The 24014-nt window shown below is 31.8% G+C and carries 15 protein-coding genes, 1 tRNA gene and 1 other annotated feature; of the genes, 4 read left to right on the top strand and 12 right to left on the bottom strand.

Translation table 11 applies throughout. The annotated features are described in order from the left end of the window. The 4 genes from G9F71_RS01480 to G9F71_RS01465 form a co-directional block, all read right to left on the bottom strand. A complete protein-coding gene (locus G9F71_RS01480; protein WP_164950336.1) occupies positions 1-1935 on the bottom strand; it encodes an aconitate hydratase in 1935 nt (644 codons plus the stop codon). A 43-nt stretch (positions 1936-1978) separates the two neighbouring features. Further along, on the bottom strand, positions 1979-3331 hold the full coding sequence (locus G9F71_RS01475) for a 2-isopropylmalate synthase (RefSeq protein WP_164950448.1): 1353 nt from the start codon (positions 3329-3331) through the stop codon (positions 1979-1981). Positions 3332-3751: 420 nt separating this feature from the next. Beyond that, complete coding sequence (locus tag G9F71_RS01470; RefSeq protein WP_164950335.1) at positions 3752-4213, bottom strand: hypothetical protein; 462 nt, start codon at positions 4211-4213, stop codon at positions 3752-3754. A gap of 223 nt (positions 4214-4436) precedes the next feature. Further along, positions 4437-5660 carry a hypothetical protein gene (locus tag G9F71_RS01465; protein WP_164950334.1) on the bottom strand — a complete coding sequence of 408 codons (1224 nt, stop codon included), beginning with the start codon at positions 5658-5660 and terminating at the stop codon, positions 4437-4439. Positions 5661-5961: 301 nt separating this feature from the next. Here G9F71_RS01465 and G9F71_RS01460 point away from each other — a divergent pair, with 301 nt between their 5' ends. Then, positions 5962-6930 carry a TIM barrel protein gene (locus G9F71_RS01460; protein WP_164950333.1) on the top strand — a complete coding sequence of 323 codons (969 nt, stop codon included), beginning with the start codon at positions 5962-5964 and terminating at the stop codon, positions 6928-6930. Between the two features lie 35 nt (positions 6931-6965). On the opposite strand, the gene G9F71_RS01455 is transcribed toward G9F71_RS01460, so the two are convergent. Continuing rightward, positions 6966-7041: transfer RNA gene (locus G9F71_RS01455), tRNA-Pro, on the bottom strand. A 128-nt stretch (positions 7042-7169) separates the two neighbouring features. Further along, on the bottom strand, positions 7170-8237 hold the full coding sequence (locus G9F71_RS01450) for a mannose-1-phosphate guanylyltransferase (RefSeq protein WP_164950332.1): 1068 nt from the start codon (positions 8235-8237) through the stop codon (positions 7170-7172). A gap of 187 nt (positions 8238-8424) precedes the next feature. Here G9F71_RS01450 and G9F71_RS01445 point away from each other — a divergent pair, with 187 nt between their 5' ends. Next, entirely contained in the window at positions 8425-8607 is a 183-nt protein-coding gene (locus tag G9F71_RS01445; RefSeq protein WP_164950331.1) for a hypothetical protein, read from the top strand. 80 nt (positions 8608-8687) lie between these two features. Here G9F71_RS01445 and G9F71_RS01440 read toward each other — a convergent pair whose 3' ends face one another. The 4 genes from G9F71_RS01440 to ileS form a co-directional block, all read right to left on the bottom strand. Then, positions 8688-9080 (bottom strand): HipA N-terminal domain-containing protein, encoded by a 393-nt coding sequence (locus G9F71_RS01440; RefSeq protein WP_164950330.1) that lies wholly within the window; start codon positions 9078-9080, stop codon positions 8688-8690. A 72-nt stretch (positions 9081-9152) separates the two neighbouring features. Continuing rightward, positions 9153-13286 carry an AAA domain-containing protein gene (locus G9F71_RS01435; protein ID WP_164950329.1) on the bottom strand — a complete coding sequence of 1378 codons (4134 nt, stop codon included), beginning with the start codon at positions 13284-13286 and terminating at the stop codon, positions 9153-9155. Positions 13287-13404: 118 nt separating this feature from the next. After that, positions 13405-14403 (bottom strand): LacI family DNA-binding transcriptional regulator, encoded by a 999-nt coding sequence (locus G9F71_RS01430; RefSeq protein WP_164950328.1) that lies wholly within the window; start codon positions 14401-14403, stop codon positions 13405-13407. Positions 14404-14611: 208 nt separating this feature from the next. Then, entirely contained in the window at positions 14612-17713 is a 3102-nt protein-coding gene (gene ileS / locus G9F71_RS01425; RefSeq protein WP_164950327.1) for an isoleucine--tRNA ligase, read from the bottom strand. 158 nt (positions 17714-17871) lie between these two features. Then, positions 17872-18090: a binding site (T-box leader), on the bottom strand. A gap of 589 nt (positions 18091-18679) precedes the next feature. Here ileS and G9F71_RS01420 point away from each other — a divergent pair. Then, positions 18680-20578, top strand: coding sequence for a glutamine synthetase (locus G9F71_RS01420; protein WP_164950447.1), 1899 nt, complete (start codon positions 18680-18682; stop codon positions 20576-20578). Positions 20579-20654: 76 nt separating this feature from the next. Here G9F71_RS01420 and G9F71_RS01415 read toward each other — a convergent pair whose 3' ends face one another. Next, on the bottom strand, positions 20655-22463 hold the full coding sequence (locus G9F71_RS01415; RefSeq protein WP_164950326.1) for an N-acetylmuramoyl-L-alanine amidase: 1809 nt from the start codon (positions 22461-22463) through the stop codon (positions 20655-20657). 312 nt (positions 22464-22775) lie between these two features. Here G9F71_RS01415 and G9F71_RS01410 point away from each other — a divergent pair, with 312 nt between their 5' ends. Beyond that, on the top strand, positions 22776-23411 hold the full coding sequence (locus G9F71_RS01410; protein ID WP_164950325.1) for an MBL fold metallo-hydrolase: 636 nt from the start codon (positions 22776-22778) through the stop codon (positions 23409-23411). A gap of 80 nt (positions 23412-23491) precedes the next feature. Here G9F71_RS01410 and nrdG read toward each other — a convergent pair whose 3' ends face one another. Then, a complete protein-coding gene (nrdG, locus tag G9F71_RS01405; protein WP_164950324.1) occupies positions 23492-23992 on the bottom strand; it encodes an anaerobic ribonucleoside-triphosphate reductase activating protein in 501 nt (166 codons plus the stop codon). Positions 23993-24014 lie beyond the last annotated feature (22 nt).

Genomic DNA, 24014 nt, shown 5'->3' with positions numbered 1-24014 from the left:
CTACTCGCCATCCTTTTTCTTATTTTTCATAAGATTTATTAAGCCACCATAGATAAGCATTTCTTTTTCCCTTTGCGTTACTTCTGGTAGAGTTTTATACTTAACTCCTTTTGTTATATTACGTACAATAACAACATCTCTTTTAATCTGCTCCGCGGCATCTTCAATAATTAATTCATCCATAACATCTATATCTTCATAGTCATGAGTATTCTCAAACACTAATGGAATTATAGCATTATTAATTAAATTAGCTTTATGAATTCTTGCGAAAGATTTTGCTATAACAGCCTTAATACCTAAATAAAGAGGTGCCAGTGCCGCATGTTCGCGGCTGGAGCCTTGACCATAATTTGCACCTGCAATTATAATTCCACCGCCATTTTCTTTAGCCACAGCTGGGAAATTCTTATCACAGGGAGTTAAACAAAATTCTGCAAGGTATGGAATATTGGACCTAAAGGGAAGTAGTTTAGCATTGGATGGCATTATATCATCCGTTGTAATGTTATCCTGTAATTTAGTCAAAACTTTCCCGCCCACATTTTCTTTTAATTTTTCTGCTTTAGGAAATGGTTTTATATTAGGGCCTCTTTTTATTTCTATATCTTTACCATCTTCTGCTGGACTTATTATTAAATTATCGTTAATTGTGAATTTTTCTGGCATATCCACTTTAATGGAGGCCCCAATATCCCTTGGATCTGTTATATACCCCGTAAGCGCCGATGCAACAGCCACTTCTGGGCTCACAATATAAACATTAGCTGACACCGTTCCAGATCTACCTTTAAAGTTTCTATTAAAGGTTCTTAGTGATACTGCATCTGTTGAAGGTGCTTGACCCATTCCTATACATGGACCACAGGCACTTTCTAAAATTCTTGCACCAGCATCTATCATATCAGAAAGTCCACCATTTTTAGAAAGCATACTTAAAACCTGTTTAGAACCTGGTGCAATAGAAAGTGATACTTCTTCAGGTATATTTTTTCCTTTAAGTATTTTGGACACTTTCATCATATCAACATAGGATGAATTAGTGCAACTTCCTATTAATACCTGATCTACCTTTATATCTTTTAATGATGATACAAGAACTACCTTATCAGGACTATGAGGACAAGCAGCAAGAGGCTGGATTGTGCACAAATCTATTTGGATCGTCTCATCATATACTGCACCCGCATCTGCCTTAAGCTCTACAAAATCAGTTTCTCTATTTTGTGCACTTAAAAATTCATAGGTTATCTCATCACTAGGGAAGATTGAAGTTGTGGCTCCAAGCTCTGCACCCATGTTTGTAATAGTTGCTCTTTCTGGTACACTTAGAGTTTTAATTCCTTCCCCTGCATATTCAAATATTCTATTAACTCCACCCTTAACTGTTAATCGTCTTAACAATTCTAATATAATATCTTTAGCTGAAACCCAAGGACTAAGTTTTCCTATGAGCTCTACCTTTACAATTTTAGGCATTGTTATATAGTATTCTCCACCACCCATAGCAACGGCTACATCTAGTCCTCCTGCCCCTATAGCAATCATTCCTATGCCTCCACCTGTAGGCGTATGGCTATCAGAACCAAGTAGTGTTTGTCCTGGAACTCCGAATCTTTCTAAGTGAACTTGGTGACAAATACCATTTCCCGGTTTAGAAAAATATATTCCATGTTTTTTGGCAACAGTCTGTATATACAAATGATCATCTGCATTTTCTGGGCCAGTTTGTAAAATGTTATGATCTATATAAGCAACAGATTTTTTAGTTTGTACTTTATGGATTCCCATAGCTTCAAATTGAAGATAAGCCATTGTACCTGTAGAATCTTGAGTTAATGTTTGATCTATTTTAATTGCAATCTCAAGACCCGTTATCATCTCACCCTTAACTAAATGAGTCTTAATTATCTTTTGTGCAACAGTATATGCCATGATATCCCTCCATTTATTCTTATATAATTTAAGCTTAAAATATCTAACAGGCCTTAGTATTTTGTTTTTTTATACTTAACTCCGGAATGATATCTTTTACAATTGACTCTAGCTCCTCATTTTTCATTACAGTGTTTCTACCAGTCTCATATTGCTTATCTACCCATTCTTTTATAATATTAATTCTTTCATCTTTTTTACCTATCTTGTCTTCTTCCACTAATCTAAAATAAGTATTAACCCAAGCTGCTATACCCGCATGTCCTGAATGTTCATTAACTGACACAACAATTGGCCTACCTAATATTTTTTCAGTATCAAAAATATTATATATCTCTTCATCTTTTAATATTCCATCCGCATGTATACCAGCTCTAGTAACATTGAATTCACTGCCTACAAATGGTGTTCTAGGTGGAATACTATATTTAAATTCACCTTCAAAGTATTGTCCAATTTCAGTTATAAGCTTTAGATTCATATCCTTTACAGTTCCTTTTATTTGACCGTATTCTATAACCATAGCTTCGAGTGGACAGTTACCTGTTCTCTCCCCAATACCAAAAAGAGAAGTATTTATAGCCGAGCATCCATGAAGCCATGCTGTAGTAGCATTTGGTACTACATTATAAAAGTCATTATGTCCATGCCACTCAAGATATTCGGAAGGAACCCCGGCATAAACTCTTAATCCATGTATGATATGTTGAACACTTCTTGGTAGCTGTGTTCCTGAATAAGGTAATCCAAGTCCTAATGTATCACAGGCCCTAATTTTTATCTTAATTCCAGATTTTTTAGAAAGCTCCATAAGTTTTTGTGCAAAGGGCACTACAAATCCAAAGAAATCAGCTCTAGTTATATCTTCAAGATGACATCTTGGAACTATGCCATTTGCTAAGGCTTCTTCCACAAGTGAAAGATACAAATCCATTGCCTGCTCTCTTGTTTTATTTAACTTTTTAAATATATGATAATCAGAACAAGACATAAGCATTCCCGTTTCCTTAAGTCCCATATCTTTTACCAGTTTAAAATCTTCCTTATTAGCTCTTATCCAAGAAGTTACCTCTGGAAATTTATATCCTCGCTCTAAACACTTCCTAGCAGCATTTCTATCCTTTTCAGTGTATAAAAAAAATTCCGTTTGTCTAATTATACCAGAATTATTGTCAAGTTTATGTAAATAGTCAAATATTGTAATGATTTGTTCCTCAGTGTAGGTGTCCATAGCCTGCTGTCCATCTCTAAATGTAGTATCTGTAATCCAAATATCTTCAGGTATAAACATTGGAATCTGCTCACTTCCAAAAACCACCTTTGGAATTTCCGAGTATGGGAATATATCTTTGAATAACATAGGCTGCTGTTCATGCTTTGCCTGTAAATTTATCATTCCCATCCTACGCGCATCATTATAATTTGTTATTTTCAGCTTATTCATTTGTTATCCTCCTTGATCATTGTTTTTCTTTTTAACTACTATATATAATTATAACTTTTATGAATTGTATGGTTATTAAAATTTCAATTTAATGATTATTATATAGTCAAAAGACAGTTTTGTAAAGTTATTATGCAATGTCATATGGTTAATCCGTCATTTTTTTAATAATAACTCTCTTATAAGCTAAACCTGCAAGTAATTTTCCATCCATAACAATATATTCCTTTGATCTAAAATTATAATTATGTGGTTTTAAAAACAATAATTATGATAATCTAAAACAAGCATTCCATATAAAATACCAATAAAATAAACAAGTCCTGCATTATAAATATAATTATAATGCAAGACTTGTTTTGTAATTTACTATTATACTTCTATATATTCTTTGTGTATGGCTAACACATCTCCTGGTTTATTTCGCATATACCATCCATAGGCAGCAATTAAAATAGAAATTCCTACAATAAAAGCTGTCCCATGAATTAATATGGCATACTTACTGTCTATTGATTGGAAGGCTATAATGATTAAAGCCACATAGATAAAGTTCTTTATATTTAAACTCTTCTTACGGGGTTGTTCACATGAATCTTTACTATACCACTTTAATAAAAGAATTATAGTAAAATAGTAAACTAATACTCCTGCAGCAAAACTTATATATGGTGCTATATTTGTATACTGTTTAGAAAATAAATTTAAAATTCCTATAGGTATTTGTCCTAATGATTCCAATAATAATGCTAGAAGCATTACGAGAAAAGCTTTAGTTATACTCATTTGTTTAATAGTTATGGCTTGATTTTCTATATTTCTTAAAAATTTCATAATATCACACCCTCTAACCTATTTTATTTTTTAAGCCTTAACTATTTTAAGTATACTATATATTTGTTAAAATATCGTTATATAACACTTAACATAGTCTTACCTAAATTTTCAACTTTAATTATTATTAATCTTTTAATTACAAATATAAGAAGCACGATAGGTTTACCCTAGCATGCTCCTTCCATTTTTAACTCAGCCCTAATTTAACTATTATAATAAATTATTTACCCTTTAAACCTGACATATGTCCACCAAAACCTACTTTATCAGCTTGGGCCTGATTTATAATCCCACTATCTACAAGAGCTTTTAATGGATTAATATGATTACCCTTGTTTGCATCCATATATGCTTTGCATTCTTCGGGGGTCATAGCTTTAGTCTTTTCAAAATCTGCTTTTTTTGTAGCTTGCTCTTTAATCATGGCAGCTTTAATTTTATCTGATTGATCCTGAGTTATAGTCTTATTAGTTACGAGCTTTGCTAATTTTGTTTCTAAATCTAACTTACTTTTATCATCCCTTCGGATTTGCTCACTAGATTTTAAAGCATCTGCCTTTGCCTGTGTCAATATCTCGCTAGTAACCAATTCTTTATAAAAATCTGGCTTTTCTCCTTTATTCACTTCTTTGTTATCCTTAGTTTTAATTTTGCTACTTTCATATGCTAAAATTTTATCGCTTTCTGCCTGTGTAATTATGTTTGAGCTAACAGCTACCTTAAGTGTAGCTTCTAGTTGGACTTTTGGTTGTCTAAATTCCTTTCCAAAAGCTGCCTTCCCATTTGATTTTCCAGGACCACCAAAGCCTATTTTTTCAGCTTGAGCCCGAGTTATAGTTCCACTATCTACAAGAGCCTTTAGTGGATTAACATGGTTATCCTTGTTTGCATCCATATATGCCATGCGTTCTTCAGGTGTCATAGCTTTAGTCTTTTCAAAATCTACTTTTATCGCAGCTTGCTCTTTAATCATAGCAGCTTTAATTTTATCTGATTGATCTTGTGTTATAGTCTTATCAGTTACAAGCTTTGCCAAATTTGTTTCTAAGTCTAATTTCATTTTAGCTTCTCTTTGAATTTGCTCACTTGATTTTAAAGCATCCGCCTTTGCCTGTGTCAATATTCCGTTACTAACTAGTTCTTTATAAAAATCAGGTTTTTCTCCTTTATTCACTTCTTTGTTATCTTTAGTTTTAGTTTTACTACTTTCATATGCTAAAATTTTATCACTTTCTGCCTGTGTAATTATGTTTGAACTAACACCTAGTTTAAGTGTAGCTTCTATTCTACCCTTTTGTTGTTTAAACTCATTTTTAAAAGGCGCCTTTCCATTATTACTTACTGGTTTAGTAGTTGTTGCAAAAGCTAAACTAACAGAGGATAAAAGCATGCCTCCTGTTATTAATCCTGTTACTATTTTTGTTTTTAAAGATATACTTTTCATATTAATCTCTCCTCATTTATAATTTATTTTGTTTCTATAGTTTATATCATATACACTTATCATGTCAGCGCGGTGTCAACATTATGTGTATTTCGTGTATTTTGTGTAAATTGTTATAATGAGGAGATTATTCTTTATTTTATTAAATGTATACCTATTTACCATATTATCTGTGAAGTTAAAAATAACCATATATTTCTTATTAATAAATATTTTTAAAAATATATGATATACTATTTTTAAAGTCACACTATCGATGCAATCTGGATTTGAAATACGTATGAAAATGGGGGAATACTAATTGCTAAAACTTATAAATCTTTCAACCTACAAATGTGATATGGATAGATTCCATGATAATAGCTGGGAAATAACAAATTTATTAGAAAAACATAATATGGATGGCGTAGAGCTTTTAAATTCTTTAATGTGGGATGAAAATATTATTCCGAGTAGTATAGTTCGCGGTGTACATCTAAAATACTATCCTACATGGCTTGATTTTTGGAACAATAAGGAAAGTGAATTATTAAGGCAGTTTGGTAGCCATGAGGAAATAAAAAATTATTATGGCGCAGCAACTAGACAATGCATAATAGATAATTACAGAAAAGAAATACAACAGGCTGATAAAATTGGTGCTGAGTATGTGGTTTTTCATGTGGCTCATGTGCAAGTGGAACATGCATATACCTATGATTTTACATATACTGATGTGGAAATTATAGATGCAACATCCGAATTAATAAATGAAGTTTTTAAAGGTTTAAATACAAATATAAAACTATTATTTGAAAATCTATGGCTACCTGGTTTAACATTTCTAAACAAAGATATGCTATTAAGATTATTGAAAAAGGTTAATTACTCCAATAAAGGATTTATGCTAGACACTGCTCATTTAATGAATACTAATTTTGCCCTTACCAATGAAAAAGAGGGAATACAGTACATTTTAGATACAGTAACCAATCTTGGTGAATTAAAGAAATTCATAAAAGGTATACATCTTAACTGTTCCGTGTCAGGTGAATATGTAAAAGAGCAAATACAAGCAAATCGCAAATGTAAATTACCATTTAATGAAATGAACGAAAATGTACTTTTTCATATAATGAAAATAGACATGCATAAGCCATTTAGTGATACACATGTAAAAAGAATTATTGATTTCATTGATCCAGAATATGTTATATATGAATTTATAACAAGATCTTTGGAAGAGTTGGAGGAGTATATTACAATTCAGAATAAAGCACTACAAAAATAACATAAAAAAAGAGTTGTCATATGACAACTCTTTTTTGGTCGGGGTGACAGGGATTGAACCTGCGACCTCATGGTCCCAAACCACGCGCGCTCCCAGCTGCGCTACACCCCGCTAACAATTTAAATTATACTAGAGAAAATCATAATTGTCAACAGTATTTACAAATATTTCTGTAATAGTTATAATAATCGAAAAACTCCACCACATTATATGCGATGGAATTATTCCTTACTATTAGATTATATATATTTTTCCGTTCCTTCATGCTCCTTAAGTTCATTAACTAGGTGCTTTATCTCTTGATCCTTATTTTTATCCATTACCAATATAACATCTCCTGCATCTACAATTATAAGATCCTTTACACCAAACCCAATTATCAATCTATCTTTACCAAATACTGAGCAATTTTGGCTTTCCTCCATAAATGTATTACCCAGAACATTGTTGCCACGTAAATTGCTTAGAAATCTTGAAAGTGCTGCAAAGGTACCTATGTCATCCCACACAAACTCACATTTTATAACAAAAGCCTTTCTAGTTTTCTGCATTATACCAAAATCTACTGATATTCCATCTATCTCATTATATTGCTTTTTTATTACTTCACTTTCTTCATCAGTATCTAAGGCTTGATATACCGTCATTAATGGTTTATACATTTTAGGCAGGTACTTCTCCATCTCTCGCAAAAACACATCTGCTCTCCATACAAACATACCGCTATTCCAAAGGAAATTTCCTTTCAAGAGCAAATCCTTTGCTACTTCCGTGTTGGGCTTTTCTAAAAAACGTTCTACTCTGAACGTAGGTATATCGCCAGGGGTCCTATCCCCCATTTCGATATAACCATAACCAGTCTCTGGCCTTGTGGGCTGAACACCTATAGTGACTAGGCCTCTTTTTTTGTTTGCAATTTCAACTGCTTGCAGTACAGTTTCTTTAAATTCCTTTTCGTTTTCTATATAATGATCAGATGGTAGCACTATCATGGTTGCTTCCTTATCCTGTTTTAGTAGTTTGGCAGCAGATAGACCTATACATGTAGCAGTCTCCTTATTACTAGGCTCAACAATTATATTTGATTTACGAATTTCTGGAATCTCATTGCAAATTTTGTCAAAATAATCTTCATTTGTAACTACGTAAATATTTTCATTACTAACTAAACATTTTATTCTATCCACAGTGCTTCTTAAAAAGCTCTTATTATTAATAATATTCAAAAACTGCTTTGGGTTTTGGGCACGAGATAGAGGATAAAGTCTTGTTCCTTTTCCACCTGCTAAAATTAGTACATATAGCAAAAAATACCACCCCAATTTATTACTCATTTCATTTTATGAAACCTTAGTCTATGTTGTGAGAACAATTTGGAATAAATAATATTATACAATTTTTTTCTGCATAATTTAATAGGTTTTTATCCACTATATATAGTGAAAATCAATTTTGGGCTTTTTAAAAATATATTGTGAAAGGAAGAATTAAACTATGTCCCCTAAAGATACGCCTTACCCTTTTGATGGCATGCCTGATGAGAATTATTTTGGAGAGTTTAGAGCGCTCGTAAGTTCCACAGGAGCCTATGTAGCGAAAGATAACAACTACCATGATAAGCATAATAATGACCCTGATGATACTTTTAATGAATTTTCAATATTTCCTAAAGTCTAAAATTTGTGTAGTTATAAAATATAAAGTGTGTAGGAGGAAAATATATATTTCCATCCTACACACTTTATATTTAAGCATATTTATTTTTCTTCTAAACCAATGCACTCTTCATCAAAAGGTGGAACAAATTCAAAGCTATCTGTTGAAATTTTACCTCCGCTTTTTTTTAGTAATTCAAATGCATCATATTGCTTAAGGTTATATTGCTTTAAAATAGAGCTTGCATCCCTTTTATCATTCCCAGGAATGCGGTTTAAAAATGAACTAAATAATTCTTCTCTAAAGTACTCTACATCTATTCTAGGTAAATTGGGCAATGGAGAGAATCCATATTCTTCAGCCTTTTCCACACCTGAAATATCATATTTGAAATAGTACTTTTCTCCTCGTCTAGATAATTCTCCTACTTTAAAGGATTCTCCTTCGCTATTTTTCCATATCATCCACATCATATTATTCACTTCGCTAGTCATCCCTCTCACCCTCTTATCAAAAAGATTTATACTTTAGTATATTTATACTTTCGTATATTGCTATTATGATAACTATATAATTAAATTGTTTAATTTTTGTTTCAATCTCTCCATAACTGCACTTGGATTTCTATAGAATTCACTAGCACGTATTTTATAAAATTCCCAACCCATCCTTTCAAGACACATCTGCATTTCATAGTTCTTTGGCCAATTATAATCTTCATCCGAAGGCATTCCAATACACTGAACTGCTATTTTTTTATAATTAGCGCCTTGAATTTCAGATGATAAATCTGTTTCTACAACAAAATCTATAGTATATTTCCCAAGCTTAACTTTTGGTGTAAGCTTATATCCAATGCCTTTTATACTCTTTTCTATATGCTGCTCAAAATCATTTAATAATAAATACTCAGAGGATTTAAGTTCTTCCTTAGGCTGATTCTGCTCAAGGCAATATTTTAATAAGGAGTACCTAACACATTTATTATTAAGGTTCTCTAAATCTACTGAGTGAAATAACCACATTTGATTTCTTGCGCGACTGGCAGCTACGTTAAACCTTCTTATATCTGAGCCTTTAGTTAGAGCTGCGAATTTAGCATTATTTGCAATAACCATAGATAGGAACATCACATCTCGCTCGTCCCCTTGGAATGAATAAGCATCTCCACAGATAAGCCTTCTTTGTAACATTTCCTCCATGCCAAGTCTTTCTACTAACTCACTTTGGATTAATTCAGCTTGTGCATCACCTAGAAGTGATATAACTCCCATAGTCATTCCAATATACTTCTTATCACTACAGCACTCTAATATCTTGTCTACAAGGCGGTGTGCCTCCAGTGTATTTAGTGCCTTAGCTTCATCCCTTAATCCGCCTATAACTTTAGATGTTACTATAAATGGACCAACTTTTTGAGTGGCCTCTATTCTTCTTAAAGGTATTATTTCATTAGCATAACATAATGCATTGCTAAAACCAATTATCTCTGGCACGCATCTAAAGTGCTCCTTTAATAATAACCTGTTTGGAAATACTCTTAGAGCTGTATTATATAAACTAGTTTTTAAATCAAACCATTCTGAATGTGGGATATCTTCTAAATATGTATTAATTAAAGTTTCTACAACAGTATGGTCCTTTCCAATGGCTTCAGGACTTATTTGCTTTTCATCTCCTACAATAATTGCCTTCTTAGCCCTCATTAATACCGTTATAGCTGATATGTCACTTTGACTGCTCTCATCCACAATTACCACATCAAATAAATTATCTGTAAGCTTTAAATTTTCCATAACCCTATTTATTGGCATAATCCACACAGGAATTACATCTTTGCAATTGTCCATTTCCTTTTGTGCAATTTTTCTATACTTTACCGCCTGAGTACCTGTCCCTTTTCCTATCCTTTTTATAGCTTCCATCCATGTGAATAAGCTTCTTTTTTGAGCTTCAGTAGTACGCTCTATTTGATTAAGCCAACTTCTTTTAGAAACAAGCTCTCCTACAATATATTTTTCTTTATTTTTTTCGCGAGTTATATTTTTCTCTAGAGATTCTACAGATTCTCCGTCTAATTCACACAAGAAATCATTCCATTTTCTCCACTTCCATGCCTTTTCCCAATCTGTGCACTGTGATTTCTTCATAATTTCATCTTCACCATTTGTTATATTTTTAAGTAGTATTGGACAACATGCTTGTAATTTATTACTTAGCTCTTTTAATTCTAACACCTGATGAGCTACTTTCATTAGACTATCTATTTCTACATAAACAGCTTTTATGTCCTCAATGCTCCTTTTGCTTATAGCATTTTGTAATTTTTCTAAGCAACCTATATTATTAAAGGTCTTCTTTATTTCTTCAATTTCACAGCACAATTTATTATATTTATTTATATGCTTTAAACTCTCGAATCCCTTTTTAAGATAAATATATGTTTCTTTTTCATACCAAGATAGATTACTCGTCAAAGTTTTGACGGTCAAAGATTTGCCGGTCAAATCTTTACCAGACGAACTTTTACTGGTGATATTCTTACTCGGCAAAAAATTAATTATATTATTTCTAAAGTCCTTGTCAAAGTCCATAATACTTTGAATACTTTTAATATCCACAGACAATTCACTTATATAGTTTCTGTCTGTTTCATCTATAATCACTGTGCCATAATCTTTTATTGTATTGTTCCAAAAATTTTTAAGTTTTCTTTCTAATAGCTTCAGTTTTATATATAAATCAACCACCACTATTTGATCGCTATTATTTATAAGCTCATAATCCACCTTAACGCCTTCAAATAAATATTTAAGATTTCCATGAAGCATCTTGAATATGATTCCAAGTTTGCCTTTTTCTCTAATCGCTTTTGCTACAACCTCAAAGTCATTTTTGAATTTGTTTATATCAACATCCTTTGGTAGCTCTAATTTATGATTATTTAATTCTTGCCTTATTTTATTTATGTTTTTTGTATACTCATTACATTTTTCTACTAATTGTTGCCAAAATACCTTTGACTCATTATTAGAGTAATAATGAGTCATCACATTATTTAGCCAGTTGTTTTCAAACCCTTCAAGCCTTTCTATGGCATCATCTACAAGTTTTAAAAGCCTTCTATTTCCATAATCTATAGAATCTACATTATTCCACTCTTTAATATTATCCTCATGAATTTGCTTCTGCTGTTCTAATTTAAATAATTCTGCTGTTTTATCACATAGATCAATTTCTTTAGGCAGTACTCCTATATACTTCTTCATGTTATTTACTTCATAAATTTGCTCTTTTTTAATTGTACCTGATAATGAAACTAGCTTTTTAAATTCTTCAGTGCACAATGGCTGTTCCTTATTAAATGCAAGCTTATCTACTATCCACGAATAATCATTTTCATTATCTTTAACCCACCTGGCCATATCCATTAATGTATATTTTCGACCCTCATATTCTATTTTCTCATTCTCTCTATCTTCAATACATTTTAAATCTCCATATAAATTTTTCTGTGAATCACGGCATTTAATAAGTTTATATTTTAGTAGCTTTATTTCTTTACGTAATTCTTTAGTATCCATGGATAAATTTTCTGTTATTTTTCTAACAGACTCATCCAATTCTTCCAGTGATTTTGTATCATTCCCCAATATTGAAATGCATAATGCCCTAACTTCTTCTGGTATTTTATTAGATAAAACTCTTAATGCCCTATCTGTTTGACTTGTAACTAGTACCCTTTTACCATGCGCCAATAAATGACATATTAAATTAGCTATAGAATGGCTTTTGCCAGTACCTGGTGGCCCCTGTACAACAATGCCATAGTTCTCAGCCAATCTTTTAGTTATTTCCATCTGCTCTCGACTAGCAGGCAGTGGAAATAACACATCCTCTCCTACTTCCTTCCACTCACCCCGCATTTCAATATCTTGTACTACTTCACTCTCTGAGACCAGTGCCTCTATAGTTTTAGGAATAGGAACTCCCGCTCTTATTTGCGACAGCACATCATTTAGTTCCATATTCCAAAGTCTTGTGTCCACCTTGCGTAGTATTATGCACGGTGCATTGTAAAATCGTATATTAGCTTGGACTAGTATATCTTCCTTTGAACTTAGTTCCTTAACATAGAACCCTTCTTCCTGGGCATTTAAAAGCATAGCTATCTCTTCAAAAATTTTTGAAGCCCTTTCGATATTTCTCACATCTAAAGCCATGTCTTTTGCTTTATTGCGAAGAACTAGTAAACTATCTAGGTTTACCTCTAAGTATTCATTTAAAAACTCAAGTTCCACATTGGTTTGATTATTATACGGCTTTAACGTAAATGCTTTTTTCATGGAGTCAAATTTTATTTCCATCTTAGTTGTAAAAATAGGATGGACTATTTCTTTATCTTCCTTTTGCCAAGTTAAAAGCCCATTTGACCAAATTATCTCTAAATCCTCACTATTTTTTTCTAATTGCAAATATATTTTTTGAAACTTACTATATAACACCTTTGTTCTCTCATCTATAGTTAACCAATAATCCTTATTCTCATCGCAATTAAATGTAATTCCAGGAGTATTTTGAATTTCTTTTTGCCAATATACACTTTCATATTCATTAATATTTCTTATAGTTTTCTCATTCATATTTTTAATGCTTAATAAATAGGAAAATACTTTTTCTACTTTATTATTAATATCCAAAGTTTTGTTACCTCCAACATCTTAATTAAATCATCTTCTTCGAAGCTGCAATATAAGTCACATCCAAATAATGTAAAAAGTCTTATTAAAACAGAATTCGTTTTAACAAGACTTATAATTATTTACAGGAGTCTCTCTCCACTATTCTATAAGGTAATACAAAATGTTTTTCATCAACCACTAAATTATTTATGGATTTTATAAGCATTCTCATACTTACAGAGCCCATATCATACATTGGTTGAGATACGGTAGTAAGTTTAGGATAAAATATTGAAGCTGAATAAATATCATCAAAACCCATAACATCTACATCTTCTGGAACTTTGATATCTCTATCTCTTAATGCATTTATTACTCCCATGGCAATTTCATCACTAGCGCAGAATACTGAATCTATCTCCATGCCTTTATCTAATATAGCATTAATTCCCGCATAACCATCTCTAGCCTTAACTCCACCAAAATAAACTAAATCATTATCCAGGTTTATTTCCATTTCCGTGAGGCCCTTTTTATAACCTGTGTACCTTTTAGATAAGGCATTGACTTTTTCTGTAGTGGTACCTACATATGCAATTTTTTTATTGCCCTTATTTATCAAATATTTTACCGCATCTGATGCTGCCATTACGTTGTCAATAGAAACGCTAGGAAATATTCCATCCTCATCTGTAGTTTCTACTAAAACTGTTGGCATTTCAAGCTCTTTTATTAAACTTATAATATTTTGACCTATGGAATTACTCATGTATATGACTCCATCTATCATTTTCTCTTTAAGTATTCTTAGTGCTTCCATTTCTTTATCTAAATCTAAATCCGCATTACAAAGCATAATATTATAATTATAAATATTAGCTACATCCTCACAACCTCTAACTATTTCAGGATAAAATTGATTTGATATATCCGGTATAATTATTCCTATTGTGCTAGATTTTTGTGTTTTTAAACTTCTAGCAACTATATTGGGTCTATATGATAATTTTTTTATAGCGTCTTTTACCTTTTTCTTAGTGTCTTCGTTTACCACATCTATATCATTCAGAACTCTAGATACTGTGGCAATAGAAACTCCCGCTTCTCTTGCAACATCTTTTATTGAAGCAGCCATATTCTCAACTCCTATTTTTTTATCCGATTATTTTTCTTATTATATCATTATACTTATAAAATCTCCTTATTTCAAGCTATAATGCGAACTTTTAACTATTAGTATAGTTATAGTGTTGCCCATTTAAATAAATTTTACAATAATATCCGCACTTTATGATTAAAAAGAAAGTATGCGACTAATATCGCATACTTTCCAAAATTACTAATTATACTTTTTCTACAGCGAGCTGCAAATCTTCTCCATTTACCTTAACTGCATTGTATTCTCTTTTGATATTATGCATAACTTCTACTGATAATGTATCTCGTTTGATTTGCTCTTCAAATTTTAAAATTACATTTTGAAGCATTTCATTTCCGGAAACGTAAAGTCTAATCTTATCAGCAACTTCAAACCCACTTTCTTTTCTCATGTTTTGAATCTTGCTTAAGATCTCCCGTAGGTTTCCTTCTTCTTTAAGTTCATCAGTTATATTAGTATCTAAGACTACTCCCATTTCGCCTTCTCCAGCAAATGCATAGCCGGAAAGGCCTTGCATAGTAACAAGTAATCTTTCACTATTTAATTCTATTTCTATTCCATTTACATCTATAGTAACTACTCCGCCATTATTTATTGTTTGAGCAAGCTCCATCTGATTCATAGCAGCTATCGCTTTTTTGATGCCAGGTATAAATTTACCATATGGTTTTCCTAATACAGGAAGGTTTGGTTTTATTTCAAATTGAACATATTTAGAAAGATCAGCTCCTAGCTCTACTTCCTTAATGTTAAGTTCTTCTTTTACTATATCTCCATAATATTCTGGAAGAGATCTAAGGCTAACTAACATTTTAGCTAGTGGCTGTCTATTTTTTATATTAGCAGCATTTCTAGCACTTCTTCCTAGTTTAACAGTCTTATAAGCCTTATCCATTTCTTCTTCTAAGAGAGTATCCACAAGGTCTTCTCTATACTGCGGCCATGCACATAAATGTACACTTTCTGGTGCATTTTTGTCAAAGGTAACTACTAGATTTTGATATAATTCCTCTGTTACAAATGGTATAAAAGGAGCTGCTATTTTAGCAAAAGTTGTGATAACTCTATATAATGTCATATAAGCGCCTATCTTATCATCTGTAAGTGACTCTACCCAGTATCTTGATCTATTACGTCTTACATACCAATTAGAAAGTTCATCAACAAAGGCTTCAAGTTCAATAGCTCCTTGAGTTATTCTGTAGTTTGTTAAATGATCATCCGTATTCTTAACTAATGAGTTTAATTTTGACATCATCCATTTGTCCATAATATTTTGGGACACGAAATCCTCATATTTAGTTGGATCAAAATTATCTAAATCAGCATATAAAATGTAGAATGAATATACATTCCAAAGTGTTCCTATAAACTTTCTTTGTGCATCAATAACTGCATCTTCATAAAATCTTGAAGGAAGCCATGGAGCACTAGCAGTATAAAAATACCATCTTAGAGCATCTGCTCCTTGATTCTCAAGCACTGTAAACGGACTGAGCACATTCCCTTTATGCTTAGACATCTTAATACCGTTTTTATCTAAGACATGGCCAAGTACTATACAGTTTTCAAATGGGTTTGTATCAAACACAGTAGTAGATATTGCAAGTAGTGTATAGAACCAACCTCTTGTTTGATCTACTGCTTCTGAAATAAATTGAGCTGGGAAATTAGCTTCAAACATTTCTTTGTTTTCAAATGGATAATGGTGTTGTGCAAATGGCATTGATCCTGAGTCAAACCAGCAGTCTATAACTTCTTCTACCCTAGTCATTGACTTATTACATTTTGGACATTTTAAATGTACCTTATCTATAAATGGTTTATGAAGTTCTATTCCTTCTGGAACATCTATTCCCTTTTCATTAAGTTCTGCTATACTTCCTATCATTTCGCGGTGACCACAGCTGCATTCCCAAATCGGAAGTGGAGTTCCCCAGTATCTACTTCTACTTATACTCCAGTCTATAACACCTTCAAGGAAATTACCCATTCTTCCCGTTCTTACGTTATCTGGCATCCAATTAATCTTATTATTATTTTCTACAAGTTTTTCTCTTACTGAAGACATTCTTACAAACCAACTATCTCTTGGATAATATAAAAGTGGTGTATCACATCTCCAACAGTGTGGATATGAATGTGTGAATTTCTCTGTTTTATATAAGACATTATTTTCTTTTAGGTATTCTAATATTTTAGCATCCGCATCTTTAACAAAGACACCCTTCCATGGAGTAACACAATCTACGAATTTACCTTCTACATCAACTAAATTAATAAGTGGTAAATCATTTTGTTTTCCAAGCAAGTTATCGTCTTCACCATAAGCAGGAGCTATATGAACTATACCTGTACCATCTGTTAGTGTTACAAAGTCTCCATGGACTATATAGAAAGCTTTACCTTCAGGAGTATAGAAATTAAACATTTGCTCATATTCAAGGCCTAAAAGATCCTCTCCTTTAAATTCGCGTACCACTTCATACTCGCCATCTAATTTACTAAGTAGTTTTTTTGAAAGTATTAAAGTCTCATTTTCTTGAACCACTTCAACATAGTCATATTTTTTATTAACTGCAAGTGCTACATTGCTTGGAAGAGTCCAAGGAGTTGTAGTCCAAACAAGTATAGATTTGTCTTCACCTTTCACCTTGAATTTTACATAAGCTGAAGCTTCTTTTACATCCTTATATCCTTGACCTACTTCATGAGAAGATAGTGAAGTCCCACATCTTGGGCAATATGGCATTACTTTATGACCTTTGTATAATAGGTCCTTATCCCACATTTGCTTTAATGCCCACCAAACTGATTCAATATAATTGTTATGATAAGTTACATAAGGATTATCCATATCTATCCAGTAACCCACTCTCTCAGACATTTCTCTCCACATATTAACATAGCTAAAAACACTGTCCTTACATTCTACTACAAATTTTTCTACTCCATAAGCTTCTATTCCTGGTTTCCCAGAAATACCAAGTTTCTTTTCTATTTCAAGTTCTACTGGCAGGCCATGAGTATCCCACCCTGCTTTTCTAGGAACTTTGTACCCTTTCATTACCTTATATCTTGGAATTATATCCTTCATAACTCTTGTTAAAACATGACCTATATGTGGTTTACCATTGGCTGTTGGTGGACCATCATAAAAAGTGAAGGACTCTCCACCCTCATTTAAATCAAAATTCTTTTGAATAATGTCTTTTTCTTTCCAAAGCTTAAGTATATCTTTTTCTATATCCATAAAACTTTTTGAAGCATCATTTTTCTTGTACATAATAAAACTCCTTTCTCTATTTCATTTAATAATAAACGCTTAGATTCCACTGAATTTTCGGAATAATTAAATCATCACCTAGGGGCTTGTTCATCCTCTTCGGAACTGCTCATAAACTTCGGACTACAATATTTTTAAATATAAAAAAACTCCACCCTAAATAGGACGAAGTTAAATTCGCTATGCCACCTATACCATAAATACAAATTAAAGTACTATCATACTTTATTCTTTAACGCAGAAATACGGATAAGCTTACTAAATTTTCAGCCTTCAGCTCCTAGGTGATTTTCTTCAAACTTTCACTATGGGTTCGCACCTTTCCCCACTCTCTGCAAGTTACCTGCTTAAATACTTTTCCTAATCAAAGCTTTTTTTTAGTCATAATTAATATAAATCAATATGAACTTCTTATGATTATATAATAATGAATTTTTATTGTCAATTCCTTTTTAATTTTTATTGTATTTTCCATGCTATAATGTTGTTAAATCATCACCTTCGGTGCTGAAATGTTGTTAAAAGTTATTTTCGCGAACATTCATGTCTATTTTATTAAAATAGTACGTTATTACTATGGTTTTATGCCTATAATTACAACTTTTATTGTGAAATATGCATATTTTCATAAATATATGTGATATAATATAAGATAAAAATGAAATTCACGATACTTTAAACTATAAATAGCTACAGAATACGTTTACGTAAATGAATTTATGTTTTACCATACTTGCAAAATATCCTGATTATTTTGTTAATAATTATAATTGATGATGTTTTCCATTGACATACTTTCATTATTATAATAAAATCATTTTATTTAGTTGTGTATTAAAAGAAAATCTTACACTTCTATAAATAAGATTATTATTTTAATGAGAATATAATTCTATTTCTAAAAATATTAATGGAGTCGTTTTACTGGCTTTTAAATAAAAATATATATTTTAAAGGAGGAAGATTATTTTGAAAAATTTAATTTATGTAATTCCAAAAGAAAATCATTCTGACAAAGATATTAAAGAAATTCTACTTGCCCACTCTGAGGTGAAATTCGTTTCTCTAGTAGGTATTGACCTATCTGGAAATGATACCGATGAAAGAATTCCAATGACTATATTTTTAAATGACATTAGTGGTTTCGCGAAGGGTGCTATACAAACTGACGGTTCATCTGTAGTCTTCCCAGGCATTGCAACTCTAAATAATGCTAAAACAGACATGCTGGCAGATTTTGATTGTAATTGGTTCATAGACTACAATTATGAAAACATTGATTTTGAAACAAAATTGCCTGTAGGAACCTTAAAAATTCCATGTTTATTATTACATAATAACATTCCAGTAGATTCAAGGTCTATCTTGAAAAAATCCATTAACTGCTTTAAAACAACTCTTCACAATTTATTCAAAGAATATCCATCTGCACTCGCTTCTTTTGATTTTTCCTATGAAGATATTGATGAAATCCTACTTACCTCTGCTACTGAATTAGAGTTTTGGGTAAAAACACCTAATGATGACGCAGATATAGAGGAACTATCCACTTCTCAAGAACTAAAAGAGCAATATTGGAGTAGGCTTAAAGGAAGTGTTCGAACTGCCTTAGAGCAATGCCTTACTTTAATGGAAGACTATGGTTTCGAGCCAGAAATGGGACATAAAGAGGTTGGTGGCGTAAAAGCTCAACTAGGTGAAACTGGTTCTCTAACTCATATTATGGAACAGCTTGAGATAGATTGGAAGTTTTCTGATGCTCTTCAATGTGCGGATAATGAGCTATTTATAAGAAATTTAGTAAGAGAAACTTTTAGACGCAACAGTTTAGATGTTACCTTTTTAGCCAAACCTGTGCAAGATGTAGCTGGAAGTGGTAAACATGTTCATATTGGTGTAGCTGTAAAATTAAAAAACGGAAAAAGAGTTAATTTATTTACTTCTACTAAAAAACATTTCCTAAGCACTATAGGTTATGCCTGCGCCATGGGTATACTTAAAAATTACGAAGTAATAAATCCATTTATTTCTCCAACAAATGATTCACTAAGAAGATTAAAACCTGGTTTTGAGGCTCCTGTTTGCATAGTAACTTCTCTTGGCCACAGTGTGGATGTTCCTTCAAGAAATAGATCTATACTCTTAGCACTAATAAGAGATCTTGATAATCCACTTGCTACAAGATTTGAGCTTAGAGCGCCAAATCCACATACTAATACATATCTAGCTTTAGCCACCTTATATATGGGCATGCTAGATGGGCTTGTATACGCAATAAAAAATAATAAATGTGAAGATGACCTTTTAAGTGAATTATCTAAAGCACCCGGCGAGGACAGTGAGTATCTAGAAAAACATAGAGCATACCGAAGTGAAGAAAATGTATTTGATTTCTATACAGATGAAGATCGCGAAGAGTATTTTGGAAAAGCACCTAAAACTATTTATGAAAATCTTCTTGGACTTGATGAATATCCTGAAAAACTTGAAGTTCTTAAGGCTCACGGTGTATTTACTCCTAGTTTACTAAATAGTTTTAAAATGGCTATAACCACTAGATGGGTTACTGAAATAAATAATAGAGTATTAAATGCTTATGCAGAAGAAATTCGAAATTCTAAAATGATTCATACTCCTGAAAAGGCTTTAGATTTAGATTTAGCAAATTGGCAAAAAATCAATGATTTAAGACATTTTATTATGAAGGATACTTATTCTAAAACTAGCCTCTTTACTAAAATAAAAGAAGCTTCCAAAGTTGAAAACTACAAGGAACTTTCTGCCTTACAACTAGAATTAGATGCACAAATGGAAGAACTTAGACTTTGTTATAGCAACTATAAAAAGAACTTATTAGATATTTAAATTATATATTTTAAGTCATTAAAAAATCACCTACACAGTAAAATACTATGTAGGTGATTTTTTATAATAATTTAAATTAATATACTATATTAGTTATTCCTAAACTCTTAAGAATACCTGTTGAAATTGCCTTTGCTAATTTGTTTTGGTAGTCTTCAGTTTTTAACAGCTTTTCTTCTTCTGGATTAGATAGAAATGATGTTTCTACCAATATAGCCGTAGCATTTGTATTTCTTATAACATATAAATCTGTAGTAACAGGTTTAATCTTCCTATCTTTTCTTCCAGTTGCTTTAATTAATTCAGTTTGGACATTTTGAGCAAGCTTTTGTCCAGCTGAACTCCCACTAAAATAAAAAGTCTCGATGCCACTAACTGTAGAACTATCAAACCAATTAGCATGAATGCTTACAAAATAATCTGGTTTAGTGTTATTTGAAACATCACATTTATCTTGAAGATTTCTGGCTTGATTACTACTGGAATAAGGTATATTGTCATTTTTTCTTGTGTACACCGTTTCAACACCATTTTTAACTAATATATCTCCTATTTTAAAAGAAATTTTCAAAACTATATCCTTTTCCAGCGTTCCCGTTACTCCTACCGCTCCTGAGTCTCCACCTCCATGACCTGGGTCTATTACTACTTTGTAGGTGCTCTTAGTAACATTAATTATAACTTTAGCTTTTGTATCATAATCCTTTATAACTCCTTCATAAGCATAAGTCCCTACTTTATTTAAACAAACTGAATTTTGAGACCACACCACTGCAACATCTTTTTTTGAATTATTACTCATAGTAGCTTGCACCATTTTAGGGAATGTGTATGTGCCACCCACTTGTAAATTAGCCATTATATCTTTCACTGAAGATATTTCATAAACAGAGTCATAACTCGTATCTGTATTTGCGAATCCAGCATAATTCATTAACCCATTAGCTATAGCCTTTGCAGCATTATTTTGATACTTGTCGCTATTTAATAATATCTCTTCATTTGGATTGCTTAGGAACCCTAATTCCATAATTATAGCAGGACAGCTTGTCTTTTTTAATATCCCAAAATTCCCCGTTTCCATTGCTACCTTTATTTCCCTATCCTTTGCCGCTGTTGCCTTTATTAGTTCTCCCTGTATTGAACTAGCTAGTAGCTTATTATTAGAAGCATCAGATAGATAATATGTTTCAATACCACCGGCCTCAGTATTTGAAGCACTATTAGTATTTATACTTAAAAATACATCTGCCTTTGCATTCTTTGCTATTGCAGCTTTTGCATCATCCTCGCCAGCCATGGTCCAAGGTACTGAATCAGCGTTTCTGGTGTATACTATATTGAATCCTCTTGTTTTTAGTATATTACCTAGTTTCAGCGCTACATTTAAATTTATATCCTTAGCCTTAGTACCATTTACACCAGTGTTTTCTGTATAGAACTGCGCCGGATCTATACATACAGTAAGCTCACTTGGTTTTGTAGGTATACTTGGTTTTATAGTTTCGGTATTAAAATTCATTCTAACTTCTTTAGGAAGAGGCTCTCCATCATTAGATTTAACCTTTTCCGTAACTATCAAGGTATATGTCTTATTAGATTCATAATTTTTTACAGGACTTACTATTACCTTTTTATTGTCATTAGCTAAACTAACATTTACGTCTATGTAATTATTATTTTCTCCAACCACCTTAATGTTTGTGCTAGTAACCGTAGCAGGGCTCAGTGATTTATTGAAATTCACTGTCCATGGCTTGCTAACTACCACATCGTTTTTAGGACCCATATCTACATAGGTACTAGCCTTAACTATTATTTGCATAGGTATAATCAATGCAAAAGTTAAAATCATAATTGTAAATGCTTTAAAGATATTTTTCATATAATCTCCCCTAACCCTTCATATTTAATTATTTATATCATTATTTATATAATTTTAAGCCTTCTTGTAAATTATGGTATTAATTCTAAGATAATTATATTGCCATCTCTATAGTTATAAATATTTTTCAAGAATTTATTCAAATTCAATATATTTACTTTTAAAATAGTATATTACCCCATGAAATGTGCCATAATTTAATGATAAATAGTCATATAAAATATTGTCTCTCTATAAAATACGTATAGTGAGACAATTTGTTTCAATTTAAGGTGAAATATTTAAAAATCATTTAATAAAAGGAGAATTTACATGGAAATAACTTGGCTAGGTCATTCCTGCTTTCTTTTGCAGGATTCAAAAGGTAGAAAGCTTTTAACAGATCCATTTGATACTACACTAGGATATGAAATTTATAAAGGAAGTCCGGATATTGTAACTATAAGTCATAAGCATTTTGATCATAATTATACTAAAGAGTTAAATGGTAATTATAAAATCATAGATAAAATTGGTGTGTTCTATATATGTGATATACCTATAAAAGGTACCCCCTCTTATCACGACAAAGATAAAGGCGCAAAGCGTGGTGATAACATAATATTCACTTTTAAGATGGATGATTATACCTTATGTCATTTAGGAGATTTAGGCCATAGTCTTTCAAATGATGATATAGATGCTATTGGAAGTGTAGACATATTGTTTATTCCTGTGGGTGGTAATTACACCCTGGATGGTAAAGAAGCTGCGGAAGTTACTAAGAAAATAAATCCCAAAATAGTTATACCCATGCACTATAAAACTTCACTAGTGTCCTTCCCCTTAGATGGGGTAGAAACATTTCTTATGTATATGAAAAACGCCTCAAAAATAGATAGTAATAACTTAATAATCAATGGTGAATTAAGAGAATCACTGTCTGTTAAAATACTAAATTATATTTAAATAGAACAAAGTCATATATTGCGTAAAATGCTAAGTTCGTTCAAATAGCATTTTACGCAACATATGACTTTTTAGCATATTTATTTATTCCATAATATAATTTTTTTTTCTGAAATACTCTTTTGTACATCAATGATCCTCTGATTGGAAGAACCAGTATACTTACTAGCATCTGTCCTTAATTCTTCATGAAATTTACCATCAATAAGTACATCTATAAATTTTAGTAGCCCTAGTTTATCTTTATCTTCACTATTTATTATCTCGTCATATGTGTATCCACTATAACACCAAATATTTAATCCCTGATCCCTTATTCCTTCTGACAATTTTGATAGTGCTAATGCACTTTCAAAAGGTTCTCCTCCTGAAAAGGTGACCCCTTTTATTATAGGCCTATTCTTAGCTATTTTTTTCAAAATATCTCCTACTAAAACAGAATCACCATAATCAAAACTTTGCATAAGCTGATTTTGGCAACTTTCACAGTTATGCATGCAGCCAGACACAAAGAGCACAGATCTCATTCCGTCTCCATTGACTAATGAATTATCTAAAAAACCACCTATTTGAAGTTTCACTAAATACACCGCCTTTTATATG

It is taken from the genome of Clostridium sp. FP2 (genome assembly GCF_011065955.2).
GTDB lineage: Bacteria > Bacillota > Clostridia > Clostridiales > Clostridiaceae > Clostridium_AD > Clostridium_AD tagluense.
Note: the sequence above shows the minus strand (reverse complement) of the source record. Positions and strands in the feature narration are given on the sequence as shown.